The organism is Vreelandella rituensis (assembly GCF_003336665.1).
Taxonomy (GTDB): domain Bacteria; phylum Pseudomonadota; class Gammaproteobacteria; order Pseudomonadales; family Halomonadaceae; genus Vreelandella; species Vreelandella rituensis.
In genome coordinates this window covers 33,577-49,656 of record NZ_QPIJ01000032.1, presented here as the reverse complement: position 1 = coordinate 49,656, position 16,080 = coordinate 33,577, and the positions used below count along the sequence as shown (strand labels likewise).

General features: G+C 56.5%; 16 protein-coding genes. 11 read left to right on the top strand and 5 right to left on the bottom strand.

Annotated elements, in window-relative coordinates; translation table 11 throughout:
• The first annotated feature begins 116 nt into the window (after positions 1-116).
• A complete protein-coding gene (locus DU506_RS13220; protein ID WP_114487378.1) occupies positions 117-1,097 on the top strand; it encodes a hypothetical protein in 981 nt (326 codons plus the stop codon).
• Positions 1,098-1,208: 111 nt separating this feature from the next.
• Here DU506_RS13220 and DU506_RS13215 read toward each other — a convergent pair whose 3' ends face one another.
• Positions 1,209-1,970, bottom strand: a complete 762-nt coding sequence (locus DU506_RS13215; RefSeq protein ID WP_114487377.1) for an SDR family oxidoreductase — start codon at positions 1,968-1,970, stop codon at positions 1,209-1,211.
• A 185-nt stretch (positions 1,971-2,155) separates the two neighbouring features.
• Here DU506_RS13215 and DU506_RS13210 point away from each other — a divergent pair, with 185 nt between their 5' ends.
• From DU506_RS13210 to DU506_RS22515, 6 genes are all read left to right on the top strand, one after another.
• Complete coding sequence (locus DU506_RS13210; RefSeq protein ID WP_114487376.1) at positions 2,156-2,671, top strand: FxsA family protein; 516 nt, start codon at positions 2,156-2,158, stop codon at positions 2,669-2,671.
• A gap of 267 nt (positions 2,672-2,938) precedes the next feature.
• A complete protein-coding gene (locus DU506_RS13205) occupies positions 2,939-3,232 on the top strand; it encodes a co-chaperone GroES (protein WP_114487375.1) in 294 nt (97 codons plus the stop codon).
• A gap of 57 nt (positions 3,233-3,289) precedes the next feature.
• Entirely contained in the window at positions 3,290-4,933 is a 1,644-nt protein-coding gene (gene groL, locus DU506_RS13200) for a chaperonin GroEL (protein WP_114487374.1), read from the top strand.
• Between the two features lie 155 nt (positions 4,934-5,088).
• Complete coding sequence (locus tag DU506_RS13195; RefSeq protein ID WP_114487383.1) at positions 5,089-5,823, top strand: RNA methyltransferase; 735 nt, start codon at positions 5,089-5,091, stop codon at positions 5,821-5,823.
• Positions 5,824-5,897: 74 nt separating this feature from the next.
• Positions 5,898-7,103, top strand: a complete 1,206-nt coding sequence (locus DU506_RS13190) for an MFS transporter (RefSeq protein ID WP_114487382.1) — start codon at positions 5,898-5,900, stop codon at positions 7,101-7,103.
• On the top strand, positions 7,103-7,228 hold the full coding sequence (locus DU506_RS22515) for a hypothetical protein (RefSeq protein ID WP_268877326.1): 126 nt from the start codon (positions 7,103-7,105) through the stop codon (positions 7,226-7,228). The genes DU506_RS13190 and DU506_RS22515 overlap by 1 nt, the downstream gene beginning before the upstream one ends.
• Here the strand turns inward: DU506_RS22515 and DU506_RS13185 are convergent.
• The 3 genes from DU506_RS13185 to fabI are packed head-to-tail and all read right to left on the bottom strand — an operon-like array spanning position 7,205 to position 10,695.
• Entirely contained in the window at positions 7,205-8,455 is a 1,251-nt protein-coding gene (locus tag DU506_RS13185) for an acetate/propionate family kinase (RefSeq protein WP_114487373.1), read from the bottom strand. The two genes, DU506_RS22515 and DU506_RS13185, sit on opposite strands and share 24 nt — an antisense overlap.
• 11 nt (positions 8,456-8,466) lie before the next feature.
• The gene (locus DU506_RS13180; protein ID WP_114487372.1) at positions 8,467-9,885 is read right to left on the bottom strand and encodes a bifunctional enoyl-CoA hydratase/phosphate acetyltransferase; all 1,419 of its coding nucleotides are present in this window, start codon (positions 9,883-9,885) and stop codon (positions 8,467-8,469) included.
• Positions 9,886-9,918: 33 nt separating this feature from the next.
• Entirely contained in the window at positions 9,919-10,695 is a 777-nt protein-coding gene (gene fabI, locus DU506_RS13175) for an enoyl-ACP reductase FabI (protein ID WP_235825610.1), read from the bottom strand.
• Between the two features lie 313 nt (positions 10,696-11,008).
• Here fabI and DU506_RS13170 point away from each other — a divergent pair, with 313 nt between their 5' ends.
• The 4 genes from DU506_RS13170 to DU506_RS13155 are packed head-to-tail and all read left to right on the top strand — an operon-like array spanning position 11,009 to position 13,351.
• Complete coding sequence (locus DU506_RS13170; RefSeq protein WP_114487370.1) at positions 11,009-11,773, top strand: DUF1538 domain-containing protein; 765 nt, start codon at positions 11,009-11,011, stop codon at positions 11,771-11,773.
• Positions 11,773-12,561: a Na,Li,K/H(+) antiporter subunit UmpB gene (umpB, locus tag DU506_RS13165; protein WP_114487369.1), complete on the top strand. Its 789-nt coding sequence runs from the start codon at positions 11,773-11,775 to the stop codon at positions 12,559-12,561. Before DU506_RS13170 ends, umpB begins: the two co-directional genes overlap by 1 nt.
• Positions 12,562-12,589: 28 nt before the next feature.
• Positions 12,590-12,940, top strand: coding sequence for a P-II family nitrogen regulator (locus tag DU506_RS13160; protein WP_114487368.1), 351 nt, complete (start codon positions 12,590-12,592; stop codon positions 12,938-12,940).
• Positions 12,941-12,949: 9 nt separating this feature from the next.
• Positions 12,950-13,351: a CBS domain-containing protein gene (locus DU506_RS13155; RefSeq protein ID WP_114487367.1), complete on the top strand. Its 402-nt coding sequence runs from the start codon at positions 12,950-12,952 to the stop codon at positions 13,349-13,351.
• Positions 13,352-13,412: 61 nt separating this feature from the next.
• Here DU506_RS13155 and ppc read toward each other — a convergent pair whose 3' ends face one another.
• On the bottom strand, positions 13,413-16,061 hold the full coding sequence (gene ppc, locus DU506_RS13150) for a phosphoenolpyruvate carboxylase (protein ID WP_114487366.1): 2,649 nt from the start codon (positions 16,059-16,061) through the stop codon (positions 13,413-13,415).
• Between the last annotated feature and the right edge of the window lie 19 nt (positions 16,062-16,080).

Here is a 16,080-nt window from a genome sequence, read left to right as displayed (position 1 = left end):
ACCCACTACCCACAATCCAATCATAAAGGAGACGCGTACAGGGAACCCCGAGTCGTGCTGCGCACGACGCGCTATCCCTCCCGGCGCTAAAGCAACCGGGTTTCCCGCGCAAAACGATGAAGAAGATATTCAGTGCTTGCTTATGTGGTTTTTTCAGCTCCATGGCTCAGGCGGAGCCTGCCAGCGATAGCGACCTACCCGAATGGGCAGAACGCCATATTACCCCTGCCCATGCAAACGTGGCGCGATGGGTGGATACCACGTCACGAAATATAGATAAATTTTTCGGCACCGACGACTATCAAGAGGTCGATAACGAGTCTTACCTGCGTATCGGTCAAGAAGTCGATTGGCGAGAGGGTGAAGGCACTGATGTCGAGCTCAACCTACGTTATCGGATTGATCTGCCTACCTCGGAAGAGCGCCTCAGGCTGCTCATCGAAAGCGACCCGGAAGAAGCCCAGGGCACTCTGGAAGAACAAGGTTCTGGACGCTTGGCAAGGGATCAGCGTGACCGGAGCACCTCTACCCTAGGCCTCGCCTGGCTGGAAAAGCGCGATAAACGCAAAACATGGAACAATCGTGTAGATGCCGGGGTACGTTTGCGGTTGCCTCTCGACCCTTACGTTCGTTTTACCAACGAACGGCTCTGGACCTTGAATGAAAGTCCTTGGCAACTGGAATCCAACAACCGGCTCTCCTGGTTCAACCATGATGGTTACTCGGCGAGAACCCGCTGGGACATCGGACGGCCGCTCAGCAGCAACCGGCATCTACGCTTTATCACCAATGTTCAGTGGCGCGAAGAACACGACACCCTGGAATATAGCGAAACTGCCGAACTCAATCATCGAATCAATCGCCGCAGTGCACTGCGTTACTCGGCAATTGCCCTGGGGGAAAGCGCCTCCGACCCGCGATTGAACGATTACTATCTCCAGACCCGTTATCGTCGCAACCTTCACAAAGGAATTCTTTACGCCGACGTAATCCCCGAACTGCACTTTGCTCGGGAAGAGGATTATGAACCACGCTGGGCCATGACCCTGCGTCTGGAGATGTATTTTCACCGTGAATTCGACCGAGACTTTTTCTAAAAATTATTATTTTAAATCGCCAACCGCACCAAAGAGGTGAAAGCCGGCCTGGGCAGACCGACTTCAAGCATTGCGGTTACCTCTTGACACAAGCTGTGACGGCGCAAGGCATTAGAGGCGCAAACCTCCATCACATTCGAGAATACGACCGGTGTAATAATCGTTTGTAAAAATAAACTCAACGCTTTGGGCAATATCATCAGGCTCACCTAAACGCCTCAGAGGTACATTCGACGTGATTCGGTCCAGCATGTCCGAACGCATTGATTCGGTCATTTCCGTCTTCATGAAGCCTGGAGCCACTCCCCCTACGCGGATACCGTAGCGCGCCAGCTCATTCGCCCAAGTGACGGTAAGTGACGAAATGCCGGCTTTGGATGCTGCGTAGTTGCTCTGGCCCATGTTACCAGCTTGGGAAATACTGGAAATATTGACGATTACCCCTTCATGGCCCGCTTCGATCATCTGGGTAGCGGCTTCACGACCACACAGAAAAACGCCGGTCAGATTGATATCGATAACCTGTTGCCACTGCTTCAACGACATCCGTTTGTCCACCTCGCCTTCCTTGGCTTTAACCAGCAAGGCATCTTGAGTGATCCCGGCGTTATTGACCAAGCCGTTGATAGGTCCCATCCGCTGGGCAATATCGGCAAATCCTTGTATGACCGAATTTTCATCACTTACATCGACAACAAAGCACTCGGCCTCGATACCTTCTTCACGTAATTGCGAAACGGCGTTGTCCAGCGTCTCGGCACTGATGTCCAAAAGCGCCAATTTTGCTTTTTGCTTTCCCAGCCGTCTCGCCATGGCCAGACCTAATCCTTGAGCGCCACCGGTAATTGCAATGACCGTGTTTGCCAATTCCATTTTGCATCTCCTTTCACTTCAATAATTTAACATCGACTCTATGCTTATCGTTCGCCAATTCCAGCACTTATTCATTGTGCATTGCAGCATAGTGCAGACCCAATAAAAAATCGAGCCCCCTCCTCGCCCTTGTTTTTTTTTGGAATGCCACCACATTGACCACGCACGTTATATTTGGAGCCAGCATGCCCATCTTGTTATTTATTTCATTATTTACCCTTGTTGATTTTGTCATCCTATTTTCAGTGGGTAGTCAGATCGGTCTCCTGACTACTTTGATTCTGGTATTACTCACCGGCGTTGCCGGTTTGCACCTGATTCGCAAGGAAGGCGTGGCCACCTTGGCCCGAGCCAAACAACGCATGAATGCAGGAGAACTCCCATCAGGTGAATTGTTGACCGGGGCAGCATTGATTTTTGGAGGCGCCCTGCTGATGGCACCCGGGTTTCTTTCCGACGCCTTGGGATTCGCCTGCCTGATTCCTACTGCACGTCAGCTATTGCTCAGGGCACTCACGTGGTTGGGGCTGCGTGCCGGGGTCAAGCCGCAAGCACCCCATAACGACCAGGAGACCAATTTCACGCAACAGGACCGTTGGTCAGGCCGTGACCAGAAGCCTCATGATCAGGCCTCTTCATCGAATAGCCAGCCTCTTGAAGGCGATTTCATCAGCCGTGACGAACCTTTTAATCGGCGCTGACGGGTGCCCTTCATCGATGCTGATGAATGCCTTGGTCATTTCAGCGAAAAGGGATTTTTTTTGTACCAACCCCTTGAAAGGCTACGTCCAGCCCCCACTTTTGTGGCAGCACACAGTTCAGGTGATAACGCAGCTATCCGCGGTATCACCATCGACAAGGAAGGTGCCCATGGCACTTTCACTTCCCGACAGGTACTCCCTGCGGGAATGACACTCAGATAACCGCCCAATGTAATGGGTTTTGACACTAATTAGGAGAACGTGAGCATGAACATCCGTCCTTTGCACGATCGCGTCGTTATCCGTCGCATGGAAGAAGAACAGAAAACCGCTGGCGGCATCGTGCTTCCGGGCAATGCACAGGAAAAACCTACCCGCGGTGAGATTCTTGCAGTGGGTAACGGACGCATTCTGGAAAATGGTGAAGTTCGCCCGCTAGATGTCAAGGTCGGCGACAACGTGATTTTCAAGGATGGTTACGGGGTCGATAAGCAAAAGATCGATGGCGAAGAAGTCCTGATCATGAGCGAATCCGACATTCTTGCGGTTGTTGAAGGTTAAGCGACTGCTTTTCTTCCCCATCACGTTCCACGAACTCGATTTTAGGAAATAATCACCATGGCAGCTAAGCAAATTAAGTTTTCCGATGATGCTCGCAAGCGTATGGCGCGTGGCGTCGACATCCTTGCCAATGCGGTCAAGGTCACCCTCGGCCCGAAAGGCCGTAATGTCGTCATCGAAAAATCCTTCGGCTCACCCACTGTCACCAAGGACGGTGTTTCCGTTGCCAAGGAAATCGAACTGAAGGACAAGTTCGAGAACATGGGCGCGCAGATGGTCAAGGAAGTCGCCTCACAGACTTCCGATGTTGCCGGCGACGGCACCACCACCGCCACCGTTCTGGCCCACGCTATCGTGACCGAAGGCCTCAAGGGCGTGACCGCGGGCATGAACCCGATGGACCTCAAGCGTGGCATTGACCAAGCCGTCGCCGCAGCGGTCAAGGAAATCAAGGCGATGTCCGTTCCTTGCACCGACACAAAGGCAATCGCTCAGGTCGGCACCATTTCCGCCAACGGCGACAAGCGCATCGGTGAAATCATTGCCGAAGCGATGGAGAAGGTCGGCAAGGAAGGCGTCATCACGGTCGATGAAGGTCGCGGCTTTGAAGACGAACTGGAAGTCGTCGAAGGCATGCAGTTCGATCGTGGCTACCTGTCACCGTACTTCGTGACCAACCAGGACACCATGACGGTAGAACTGGAAGATCCTTACCTGCTGCTGGTCGACAAGAAGATCTCCAACATCCGCGAATTGTTGCCGGTGCTGGAAGCCGTGGCCAAGGCAGGCAAGCCGCTGGCCATCATCGCCGAGGATATCGAAGGTGAAGCCCTCGCAACGCTGGTGGTCAACACCATGCGCGGTATCGTCAAGGTAGCCGCCGCCAAGGCACCCGGCTTCGGCGACCGTCGCAAGTCCATGCTGCAGGATATCGCCATCCTGACCAACGGCACCGTGATTTCCGAAGAAGTCGGCCTGACGCTGGAACAGACCACACTGGATCACCTGGGCACTGCCAAGCGCATGACCATGTCCAAGGAAAACACCACCATCATCGATGGTGCCGGCGGCGAAAACGACATCGAAGCTCGCGTCAACCAGATTCGCGCCCAGATCGAAGATACCTCGTCTGATTACGACAAAGAGAAGCTTCAGGAACGCGTTGCCAAGCTGGCCGGCGGCGTTGCGGTCATCCGTGTGGGTGCCGCCACTGAAGTGGAAATGAAAGAGAAGAAAGCACGCGTCGAAGATGCGCTGCACTCGACTCGCGCCGCCGTTGAAGAAGGCGTCGTGCCTGGTGGTGGTACCGCTCTGGTTCGCGTCATGGCCAAGCTCACTGGTCTGACCGGTGACAACGAAGACCAGAACCACGGTATCAATATGGCATTGCGTGCCTTCCAGGCACCGCTGCGTCAGATTGTTACCAATGCCGGTGAAGAAGGGGCAGTGGTCATCAACCGGGTCAAGGATGGCGAAGGCAACTTCGGCTACAATGCTCAAACGGGTGAGTACGGCGACCTGTTCGAAATGGGTGTTCTCGACCCGGCCAAGGTAACGCGCAGCGCCTTGCAGTCGGCAGGTTCCGTGGCTGGTCTGATGATCACCACCGAAGCCATGATCGCCGATGATCCCGAAGAGAAAGAAGCTGGCCCGGATATGGGCGGCATGGGTGGAATGGGAGGCATGGGCGGCATGATGTAATGCCGGCCTAAGCGCCTTCCACCCCCGACGTTTCGTCGACTCAAGCCCCGCACATGCGGGGCTTGTTTTTTTTGTGGCTTCCTATTTTTTGCTGCTCCCGGTTTTTTGTTACTATCGGCGTTTTCAATCTGGCGCCGTCCATGCTCTCCTCCCCTATACTCAGCCGCATACGCATTGTCCTGGTTCAGACGTTTCATCCCGGTAACATCGGCGCTTCAGCGCGGGCGATGAAAACCATGGGATTGACCGATCTGGTGCTGGTGAATCCGCGCGCCTTCCCTGACGAAGAAGCGACACGCCTGGCAGCCGGAGCCGAAGATCTGGTAGCCCAGGCGCGTGTCGTTACCTCCCTGGAAGAGGCGGTGAACGACTGCGTCCAGGTGGTCGGCGCCAGCGCCCGACTGCGTAGCCTGCCGCTGCCGCATTTCGATGAACCCGACGACATGGCTCAGGCGGTGGTCCGGAATGCTCATCAGGCGCCGATTGCTCTGGTATTCGGCCGTGAGCGCTCGGGGTTGACCAATGACGAAATCCGCCATTGCACCCATCAAGTCAGCATTCCCGCCAACCCCGAGTACGGCATTCTCAACCTTTCCCAGGCGGTGCAGATTCTCGCCTATGAAGTACATCGTGCCTGGCGCAAGTCTGCCGAGAGTGACTTCACTTACCAGCGCCCTCTGGACGACATCCCCCCCAGCCGTGAGCAGTTCATGCATTTTCAGGCGCACCTGGCACGCGTGATGCAACAAAGTGGCTTTCTTACCCAACCCCATGCGCGTACCGAACAACAGCTTCAAGCGCTGTTTACCCGTGCCCAACCCAGTCGCAAGGAGCTTTCCTTGCTACGCGGCCTGCTCAACGCTCTGGCCCCGGAGGAAGACAAGCACTGAAACGCATGCCATAGTAGAGACAATCAATTAGTCTGCGAACCAATGAGATAACCATCATGCCTGCCATACCGACCATGGCCGTCACGCGCCATCATGTGCTTTTGCTGATCATCCTGGGGAGCATGGTGATCGCCACCGCCATGGGGCTGCGCCATGGTTTCGGGCTTTTCATGGCGCCCATGAGCAACGATTTCGGCTGGGGGCGTGAAGTTTTCGCCTTTGCCCTGGCCCTGCAAAACCTGATATGGGGGCTGACCCAGCCGTTTACCGGCGCCTTGGCGGATCGCTTCGGCGCGGCTCGGGTCATTGTGATCTGTGGCGCACTCTATGCCCTGGGCCTGGTGATGATGGGGCTTTCAGGCTCAGCCTTGAGCATGACCCTGAGCGCAGGGATGTTGATTGGCCTGGGCCTTTCGGGTACCACTTTTTCGGTGATCCTGGGGGCAGTCGGACGTGCGGTGGCGCCGGAAAAGCGCAGCATGGCCATGGGCATCGTGAGCGCGGCGGGCTCCTTCGGCCAGTTTGCCGTGCTGCCCGGCACCCTGGGCCTGCTCGAATGGCTGGGCTGGTCAGCGGCACTATTGGCCATGGGTTGCATGGCGGCCTTGATGGTACCGCTGGGCGCCATGCTGCGGGATAGACCTATGGCGCACCAAGCCGGGGATCTCAGCCTGAAAGCCGCGCTGAATGAAGCCGCGGGCCAGCGAGGCTTCTGGATGCTGTGCCTGGGGTTTTTCGTATGCGGCTTTCAAGTAGTGTTTATCGCCGTTCATTTACCGAGTTACTTGTTTGATAACGGCCTGGCGATACAGGTGGGCACTACCGTCCTGGCACTGGTAGGGCTGTTCAATGTTTTTGGCACTTACCTGGCGGGCTGGCTGGGAGGGCATTTTTCCAAGCCGCATCTGCTGAGTTGGTTGTATTTGATTCGGGGAGGTGTGATTGCCGCCTTTGTCTTTCTGCCGTTGAGTCCCACCAGCGCCTACCTGTTCGGTATCGCCATCGGGCTCTTGTGGCTTTCCACCGTGCCCTTGACCAATGGCATCGTGGCCTCGGTATTCGGCGTACGCCACCTTTCCATGCTCGGCGGCATCGTGTTTCTTTTCCATCAGTTAGGATCGTTCATGGGCGTCTGGATGGGCGGCTATCTCTACGACCTGACCGGTCATTACGACCTGGTCTGGCAGATCGCCATCCTGCTTTCGGTACTGGCCGCCGCCCTGCACTGGTTCATCAGCGAGGCCCCCTTGCAGCGCCCCATTACCCAAGTGGCTTCTTGATGAACCAGACAACACTGCTCGGCTGCCTGGCGGCAGCCTTGATGGTCGCCGGCATGGCCCTGGCTTGGTGGGGCTGGCACAGCCTGGATGCCGGCATGCTGTTACTTGGCGTTCGCCTCTGCTGATTCGGCTTGCAGATGCTTCGCACTGTGCCAGGCGATCATGCGTTCTTCATCGGTGGGTATCACCCAGACGCCGACGCGGCTCTCAGGATGGCTGATGCGTTGGGCATTTTCCTGGTTGGCCTCGGCATCCAGCGTAACGCCCAACCATTCACATCCACGACACACCCCTTCTCGCACCGCCGCCGCTTTCTCACCGATACCGGCGGTGAACACCAGCTGGTCCAGCCCCCCCATGGCAGCCGCCAGACTACCGATTTCCCGCACGATACGATAAATGAACAGGTCGATAGCTTCCTGCGCCTCGGGGGCATCGCTTGCCAGAAGCTCACGCATATCGCTGCTGATTCCCCCCGATACCCCGAGCAAGCCGGAGCGCTTGTAGAGCAGCTCACTGACTTCTTCGAGACTCATTTTTTCTTCTTCCAGCAGATGCAGCACCAGGCCCGGATCAATATTGCCGCAACGCGTCCCCATGGGCAGCCCATCCACTGCGGTAAAGCCCATGGTGGAAGTCACACTCTTGCCATTGTGAATGGCGCACATGCTTGCCCCATTTCCCAAGTGAGCCACGATCACGCGTTCAGTTGAGGCGCCGTTCAGATGGTTTTCTGGCTGGCTTTCCAAGTAGCTCGGCAAGACGCGATTGATATAGTCGTAGGAAAGCCCGTGAAAGCCATAACGCACCAGACCTTTTTCGGTCAACTCCCGCGGGATGGCAAAGTGTTGGGACTCCTTGGGTTGCGTGGTATGAAAGGCGGTATCGAAGCACGCAACCTGCACCAGGTCCGGACGCCGCTCGGCAAGCATCTTGACCGGCGCCAGACAAAACGGCTGATGCAGCGGCGCCAGAGGAATCAGCGTTTCCAGTGCCTGGGTATTTTTTTCGTCCAGCACCACCGGCGCATGATAGTCACGCCCGCCATGCACCACCCGATGACCGACCACGGCGATATCGTCAAGGTCGGGTTGTTGCTCGATCCATGTCAGCAAACGCTCAAGGGCGGCATGATGTTCCATGCCTTCCGGCAGCTCGCGCGCCTGCTCGGTTTCCACCGGCTCGCCCTGGCCATTCTTGAGAGAAAAGCGCGGCGTCTGCCCGAGGCCGGAAAAGTGGCCTTGATAACGCATGCGAAAACGCGCCAGGCTTTCGTCGTCGTCATCGCCAGGGGCATACAGCGCGAACTTGATGCTGGAAGAACCACTATTGATGACCAGAATATCCTTCATGAAACAGCTCCTTATGATGACGCTCGCGTATTTTTCTTACGATAATCGGCCAACAATAGCGCCAAAGCGCAAGAGGCCATGCGCGTTATTGCGTCATCGGCCCGGCTGGTGAGCACGATCGGCACCCTGGCACCCACAACCAGACCCGCTCCGGTGGCATCGGCCAGATAGGTCAACTGCTTCATCAGCATGTTGGCCGCCTCCAGATCGGGCGCGATCAGAATGTCGGCTTTGCCCGCCACCGGCGAGACGATCTTCTTGGTTTCGGCGGCCGCTTCAGAGACGGCGTTGTCGAATGCCAGGGGGCCATCCAGGGTTCCGCCGGTGATCTGGCCACGTTCCGCCATCTTGCACAGCGCCGCCGCATCCAGAGTCGAGGTGATCTTGGAATTGACCGTTTCCACCGCCGAAAGAATCGCTACCTTGGGATCGGTATTGCCCAGGGCATGGGCAAGCTCGATCGCGTTTTGCACGATATCGCGCTTGGTTTCGAGATTGGGGTAGATATTGATCGCCGCATCGGTGATGAACAGCGGCCGGGGATAGGTGGGTACATCGAATGCCATGACATGGCTGATGCAGCGCCCGGTACGCAGGCCGCCTTCCCGCCTGAGCACTTCACGCAATAGCTCATCGGTATGCAGCGCCCCTTTCATCAAGGCGTCGACATGGCCTTCACGCGTCATGGCGACCGCTTTTTCCGCTGCCGCATGGCTGTGAGGCACATCGACCAGCTCGAAGTTGGAAATGTCCACTTCAGCGGCGTCGGCGGCCGCCTCGATCTTGGCTCTCGGTCCCACCAGCACCGGTATGATCAACCCCTGCTCGGCGGACTCGCACGCTCCCATGATGGAAACTTCATCCACCGGATGAACCACCGCCATGCGCACGGCATCCGGATGATCGGCAGCGGTGAGTATTTCATGCAGTCGTCCACGCTCGGCCAGGCGCACCTGGGGCATGACGGTGCGCGGGCGCTTGATCTTTTGCGTAGGCGCCAATACCCAGGCCTCGCCTTCGATAACCACCTTGCCTTTCTGGTTCTCACACCGGCAATCAAAGCGAATATGGTGCTTTGCATCGTTCTTTTCGACGGCCTTGACACTTACCTTGAGTACGTCACCCAGATTCACCGGTGCCTTGAAGGCCAACGTCTGGCCGATATAAATCGTTCCCGGCCCGGGTAACTGAGTCCCCAGCACGGTGGAAATCAGCGCCCCACCCCACATCCCATGAGCAATCACTTCCTGAAAGGTGCTGCTCTTGGCAAAGTCATCATCCACATGGGCAGGGTTGATGTCCCCCGACATGATCGCAAAGAGCTTGATGTCCTCCATGGTCAGACGCTTTTCCAAATGCGCCTGATCCCCCACTTGAATTTCATCGAAGGTGCGATTCTCAATGAAACTATTTTCCTTTGTCTGTGACATATACTGACTCCTAAAAGTAGTGGCAAGGGTGAATCAAGCGCAAATGTGATAACCCGCATCGACGTAATGCGTCATGCCGGTCAGGGCCGCCCCGGAGCGCGCCGTTAGATACACCACAGCATTACCAACATCTTCTATCGTAGCTAAGCGCTTGAGGGGGGCGCGAGCTTCGGTGTCTTTTGCCAACGCTTCGAACTCTTTCAACCCCGACGCCGCCCGGGTACGAATCACACCCGGGGATACTGCGTGTACGCGGATACCTTTCGGCCCCAGCTCCGCCGCCATGTAACGAGTCGCGGCTTCCAGCGCCGCCTTGACCGGCCCCATCAGGTTATAGCTATCCACCACCTTGTCGGCACCATGGTAGGTCATGCAGATCAAACTGCCTCCGTCTTTCATCAGGGGTTCGGCTCGTTTGCTCATCCGCATGAAGGAATGACAGGAAATGTCCATCGCTTGCAAGAAGCCATCGCGCGAACAATCCACTACGCGCCCATGCAGGTCGTCAAGCGGGGCAAAGGCAATGGAATGGATAACGAAATCGACCCTTCCCCAGCGTTGATCGGCACGCTCGAACAGAGCGTTTAGCTGTTCATCTTGCTGAACGTCGCAAACCACAAGCTCGGGATCGCCCATATCGGATAGCAGTGGCGTAACGAAGCGTTCCGCTTTGGAGGAAGCGCAGGTAACCAGCATTTCCGCTCCCGCTGCATGGAGTGCCTTGGCACAACCGAAAGCGATACTGTCTTCATTGGCCAGGCCGGCGACGATGCCCACCTTTCCTTGCATGGAAAATGGATGAGAACTCAAAATGGTGACTCCTTTCATTGTTTGCAACGGGCAGCTTACGCTGCAATGCAACAAATCCTAGCAAAATCTGTGGGAAAACACATGAAATCATCAACACTTGGTTTATTGGTCTCACAGTATTAAGTGCTAGACACGTCATCTGCCAAGCAGAGGTGAAGCCAAATTTTATTGCGGCACACAAAGGCCTAGCAAAATAAATTTCCTTGCTCCTTGATCTTGCGCAGGATCAAACTTATAAAGCTTTTATTAGGGTATGCTAGTACTTTGATTACACGCTATTTTTCAAACAAGATTATTTAGGAACCACTAGCTGATGGAATTGGTTTTCTCTTTGTTACGCCAGCTACGCGATAGCATTCGTGACTTGGCCCCTGTGGTGCTGGTAATAGGTTTCTTCCAGTTGGTGGTCATTCGCCAGCCCTTGCCTGATGCATTGGCACTAGGTGACCTGATACTTGGGCTGGTGTTTGTCGTTATAGGGCTGACATTGTTCATCAAGGGACTTGAACTGGGCTTATTTCCCTTGGGAGAGGGCTTGGCAAAGGCATTCGTTCAAAAAGGCTCCCTCAGCTGGTTGCTACTTTTCGCGTTTGCCTTGGGGTTCGGCTCCACCGTGGCGGAACCCGCTCTGATCGCCGTGGCCGCGCGCGCCAGCGAAGTCGTCTCACAAGGAGGGCTCATACCGTCTTCGCTAGCCGCCCAACAGGCGTTCGCCACGACATTGCGCATGGTGGTCGCCCTTTCGGTGGGAACCGCCGTGGTCGTGGGTGTGATTCGTATTTTCAACGGGTGGCCACTCCACTTGATGATTATCAGCGGCTATATTCTGGTATTGGTACTGACGTTTATCGCTCCCAGTGAAATCATTGGCATTGCCTATGATTCCGGTGGTGTCACGACCTCCACCATTACGGTACCTCTGGTCACCGCGCTGGGTGTCGGGCTTGCCTCCGCCATCAAGGGCCGTAACCCCATGCTGGACGGCTTTGGGTTGATCGCCTTCGCCTCGGTGATGCCGATCATCTTCGTGCTGCTATTCGGCATTTTCGGGCTTGGCTTGGTAACAGGAGATCACTGATGGGATTGGCTGAAATTTTTTGGAATACCCTGCGCGACATATTGCCCATCATAGCCATCATCTTCGGCTTTCAATATCTTGTCATTCGCAAAAAAATCAAACACCTACTCCAAGTGCTCACGGGATTTTTCATGGTTTGGGTGGGCCTCTCCTTCTTCTTGGTAGGACTGGAGAATGCGCTTTTCCCTATGGGGGAGTTGATGGCTACGCAACTTACGGACGGAGCCTTTCTACCCGCCATGGCTGAGGGCGCACAGCGGCATTGGAGCGATTATTACTGGGTGTATTTCTTTGCTTTCACCATCGGGGCAAGCACGACCATAGCCGAGCCTTCCTTGATAGCCGTCTCGATCAAGGCCGGAGAAATTTCCGGGGGAACCATCGACCCCTTGATGCTGCGAATTTCCGTCGCCCTGGGCATGGCCTTCGGCATTACCTTGGGCGCTTGGCGTATCGTGATGGGCTGGCCATTGCAGTGGTTCGTGCTGGGTGCTTACATCCTGGTGATCGTGCAGACATTACGCTCTCCCCGCGCCATCATCCCGCTGGCTTTCGATTCCGGCGGGGTTACCACCTCCACCATTACGGTACCCATCATTGCCGCTCTGGGGCTAGGTTTAGCCAGCACCATTCCCGGGCGTAGCCCCTTGATGGACGGCTTCGGCATGATCGCTCTGGCCTGCCTGTTTCCCATTATTACAGTGATGGGGTATGCCCAGCTGGCCCAATGGCGTGCTAATCGCCAGCGTAGTGAAGTAAACGGCACCTCTGCGGTGTCGGAAGAGTAGCGTTTCGCCTTTTCATAGGAGACTTGTCATGCGTTTCAAACTCATCGTAACGCTGGTGGACGATGAACATACCGATGTGATTCTTAAAGCGGCGCGTGATGCCGGAGCCACCGGCGCTACCATTATCAACAACGCCCGCGGTGAAGGATTGAAAAAGGCACGTGGCATTTTCGGCATGGAGATCACCGCTCAGCGTGACGTCTTACTTTTTCTTGTGGAAGAACACCATAGCAGCCGGATTCTGGAAGCGATTGCTCAGGAAGGACAATTCGACGACACCCCGGGTACCGGAATTGCGTTTCAACTGGATGTGGAAGATGCCTTGGGCGTGCAACATCAAATCAATTCTTTATCGGAAACAGTGCAGGATAAACTTTAGGAACCGGCCATGTCAGCGACTCATATCATTCGTGTAAGCGACATCATGCACAATCATTTCTGCCTAGTGGACGGCTTTACTACCGTCTCTGATGCCACCCATTTGATGCGCCAGGAAAAAGCCAGGGCATTACTTATTCGCAAGCGCCACGATGATGATGAATACGGCATCGTATTACCTTCGGATATTGCTAAGGCCGTGCTAGCTACCGGGCGTTCATCGCAACGCATCAATGTTTACGAAATCATGAGCAAGCCGGTCATCGGGGTCCGTCCCGATATGCAAGTCCGCTATTGCGCCCGGCTGTTCGAGCAATTCGGCCTTGCCGTGGCACCGGTTATCGATAGTGCCCAGCAAGTGATCGGCCTGATCGACTACGATCACCTCGTTCTCCAGGGGCTCGATCCCTAAGCCATCCCGTAGTAACCACCCTTATAGGATGCGTAAGCCATTGCCGCCGCATCAGGGCTTTTTAACCCGTATTGCGCAGGCCTGCAGCAATGCCCGCCATGGTCACCATCAGCGCCCGGGAAAGGTCGGCGCTGATAACGCCATCGGCATCGCGGTTGCGCTGTAGCAACTCCGCCTGCAAGCCGTGCAGGGGATCGATATAGGGGTTGCGTACATCGATGGCCTGACGGATCAAGGGGGTATTTTCCAGCAACCTTTCCTGCTGCAGCACATCCAATACCGCCACTTCCAGTTGCGCGAAGCGTTCACGCAGTTTGCCGCCCAGCGTCTTCAGGCTGGGCTCGTCAACCAGACGATGCTCGTAGTAAGCGGCGATACTCACGTCCGCCTTGGCCAAGAGCATTTCCAGCATATCCAGGTAAGTGCCGAAGAACGGCCAGTGGTTACGCATTTCCTGGAGCACTTCACGCCCGCCGGGCTGTTCCAGTCGGCGAGTAAAGGCTTCGCCACTGCCCAGCCAGGCGGGCAACATCAAGCGAATCTGGGTCCAGGCGAAAATCCATGGAATCGCCCGCAAGGTTTCCACTCCGCCCTCCTGGCGACGCTTGGTGGGACGCGAACCCAACGGCAAACGGCCCAGCACGCCTTCAGGGGTGACCGCCCGGAAATAAGGCACAAAGTCCGGATCTTCGCGTACCACACCCACATAAGCCCGATGCGCCACCTTGGCCAACTGATCCATTTCCTCGCGCCATTGAGGTTCGGGCGCGGGCGGGGGCAATAATGTGGCTTCCAGTACCGCGCAGGCATAGATTTCCATGGAGCGCAGGGCGATTTCAGGCTGGCCGAACTTGAAGCGGATCATCTCACCCTGCTCGGTCACCCTCAGGCTGCCGTTCACCGACCCCGGTGGCTGGGAAAGTATCGCCGCGTGAGCCGGACCGCCGCCACGCCCCACGGTGCCCCCCCGGCCATGGAACAGGGTAAGGTCCACGCTATGCGATTCGCACACATTTACCAGGGATTCCTGAGCACGATATTGCGCCCAGGCGGCCGCTAGCTGACCGGCATCCTTGGCCGAGTCCGAATAGCCGATCATCACTTCCTGACGGTCGTCTATCAGGGCACGATACCCCGGCAGCGCCAGCAATCTATCGATGACCGCTCCCGCATGATCCAGGTCGTTGAGGGTCTCGAACAAGGGCGCAATCGGCAGGCTGACCTCTCCCCCGACTTCCTTCATCAGTAGTGCTACCGTAAGCACATCCGAAGGCTGGGCCGCCATCGAGATGATATAGGTGCCCAAGGCTTCACTATGCTCCTGGGCGATGACCTTGAAGGTATCCAACACCTCGCGGGACTCCGCCGAACACTCCCAACGCCGCGGGATCAACGGCCGACGTGATGCCAGCTCATCCAGCAAAAACGCCTGACGCCGCTCTTCATCCCAATCGCGGTAATGCCCCAGCGCCAACGCTTCGGTCAGCTCTTCCAGCACTTGGGCATGCCGGCTGGCTTCCTGACGCAGGTCGAGCTTGGTCAGGGTAACGCCGAACACCGCGACACGGCGCAGCGTATCCAGAAGCGCACCGTTGGCGATGGTGTCCAGGCCTACATCGCACAGCGAGCGGTAACAGGCGAGAAGCGGTGCATACAGCTGATCACGGGTTTCAATGATGGGGCCGCCATTGTGGTTGGCGCCGTCCAGCTTGGCCTTGGCCCAGTCACGCGTGGCCTCCATGCGCGTCAACAGACGCTTGAGGAGTTCGCGGTAAGGCTCGGCCACCTCTCCCGCTTCCGCCTTCAACGCACTGTTGGCCTTCCACATGGAGAGCTCGGTCTTGAGCTTTTCCAGGTCGCGCAGATACAGATCCGCCGCCATCCAGCGTCCCAGCAACAGGACTTCGCGGGTGACTCGCGCCGTGACGTTGGGGTTTCCGTCACGGTCGCCGCCCATCCAGGAGGCATAGCGCAGTGGCGCGGCATCCAGCGGCAACCGCTCACCGGCCGTCTCGAGCAGGAGATTGTCCAGATCGCGATGAAAGTCCGGCACCGCCTGCCACAAGGAGTTTTCGATCACGGCGAAGCCCCACTTGGCTTCGTCCACCGGGGTGGGCCTTTCGTGACGAATCTCGTCGGTGTGCCAGGCCTGGCTTATCAGCTCTTCCAAGCGACCCTGGGCGCGGGTTCCACGCTCGGGGTAATCCTCCGAGCCCTCGATAGCCGAGAGACATTCATCTATCGCATCGTATTTCTGGATCAAGGTACGGCGAATGACTTCGGTTGGATGAGCGGTCAGCACCAGCTCGACCCGCATGGTGGCCAAGGTTTCGACTAACTTACGCGGGGAATTGCCCGCCTCGCGAGCCCGCGCCAAAAGCTCGCCTAATACCGGCTGCGAGCCAGGCTTGTAATCCTCTACCCGGCGAAAACGTGCCCGATAGTGCTGTTCGGCGATATTCGCCAGGTTCAAGAACTGGTTGAAAGCGCGGGTAACCGGCAACAGGTCCTTTTCGGGTAACTGGCGCAGATAGTCGATCAACTCACGTTGATACAAGACGTCGCCCTGGCGCCCTTTCTTGGCATGGGCGCGAATGGCTTCGATCTTGTCGACAAACCCCTGACCCAGGTCGTCGGCAATGGTGCGTCCCAGGCTGTCACCCAGAATACGGACGTTATCACGCAGTGATTCGTGCAGGTCGTGACTCATGGCCAGCGTCCTCCTTGAA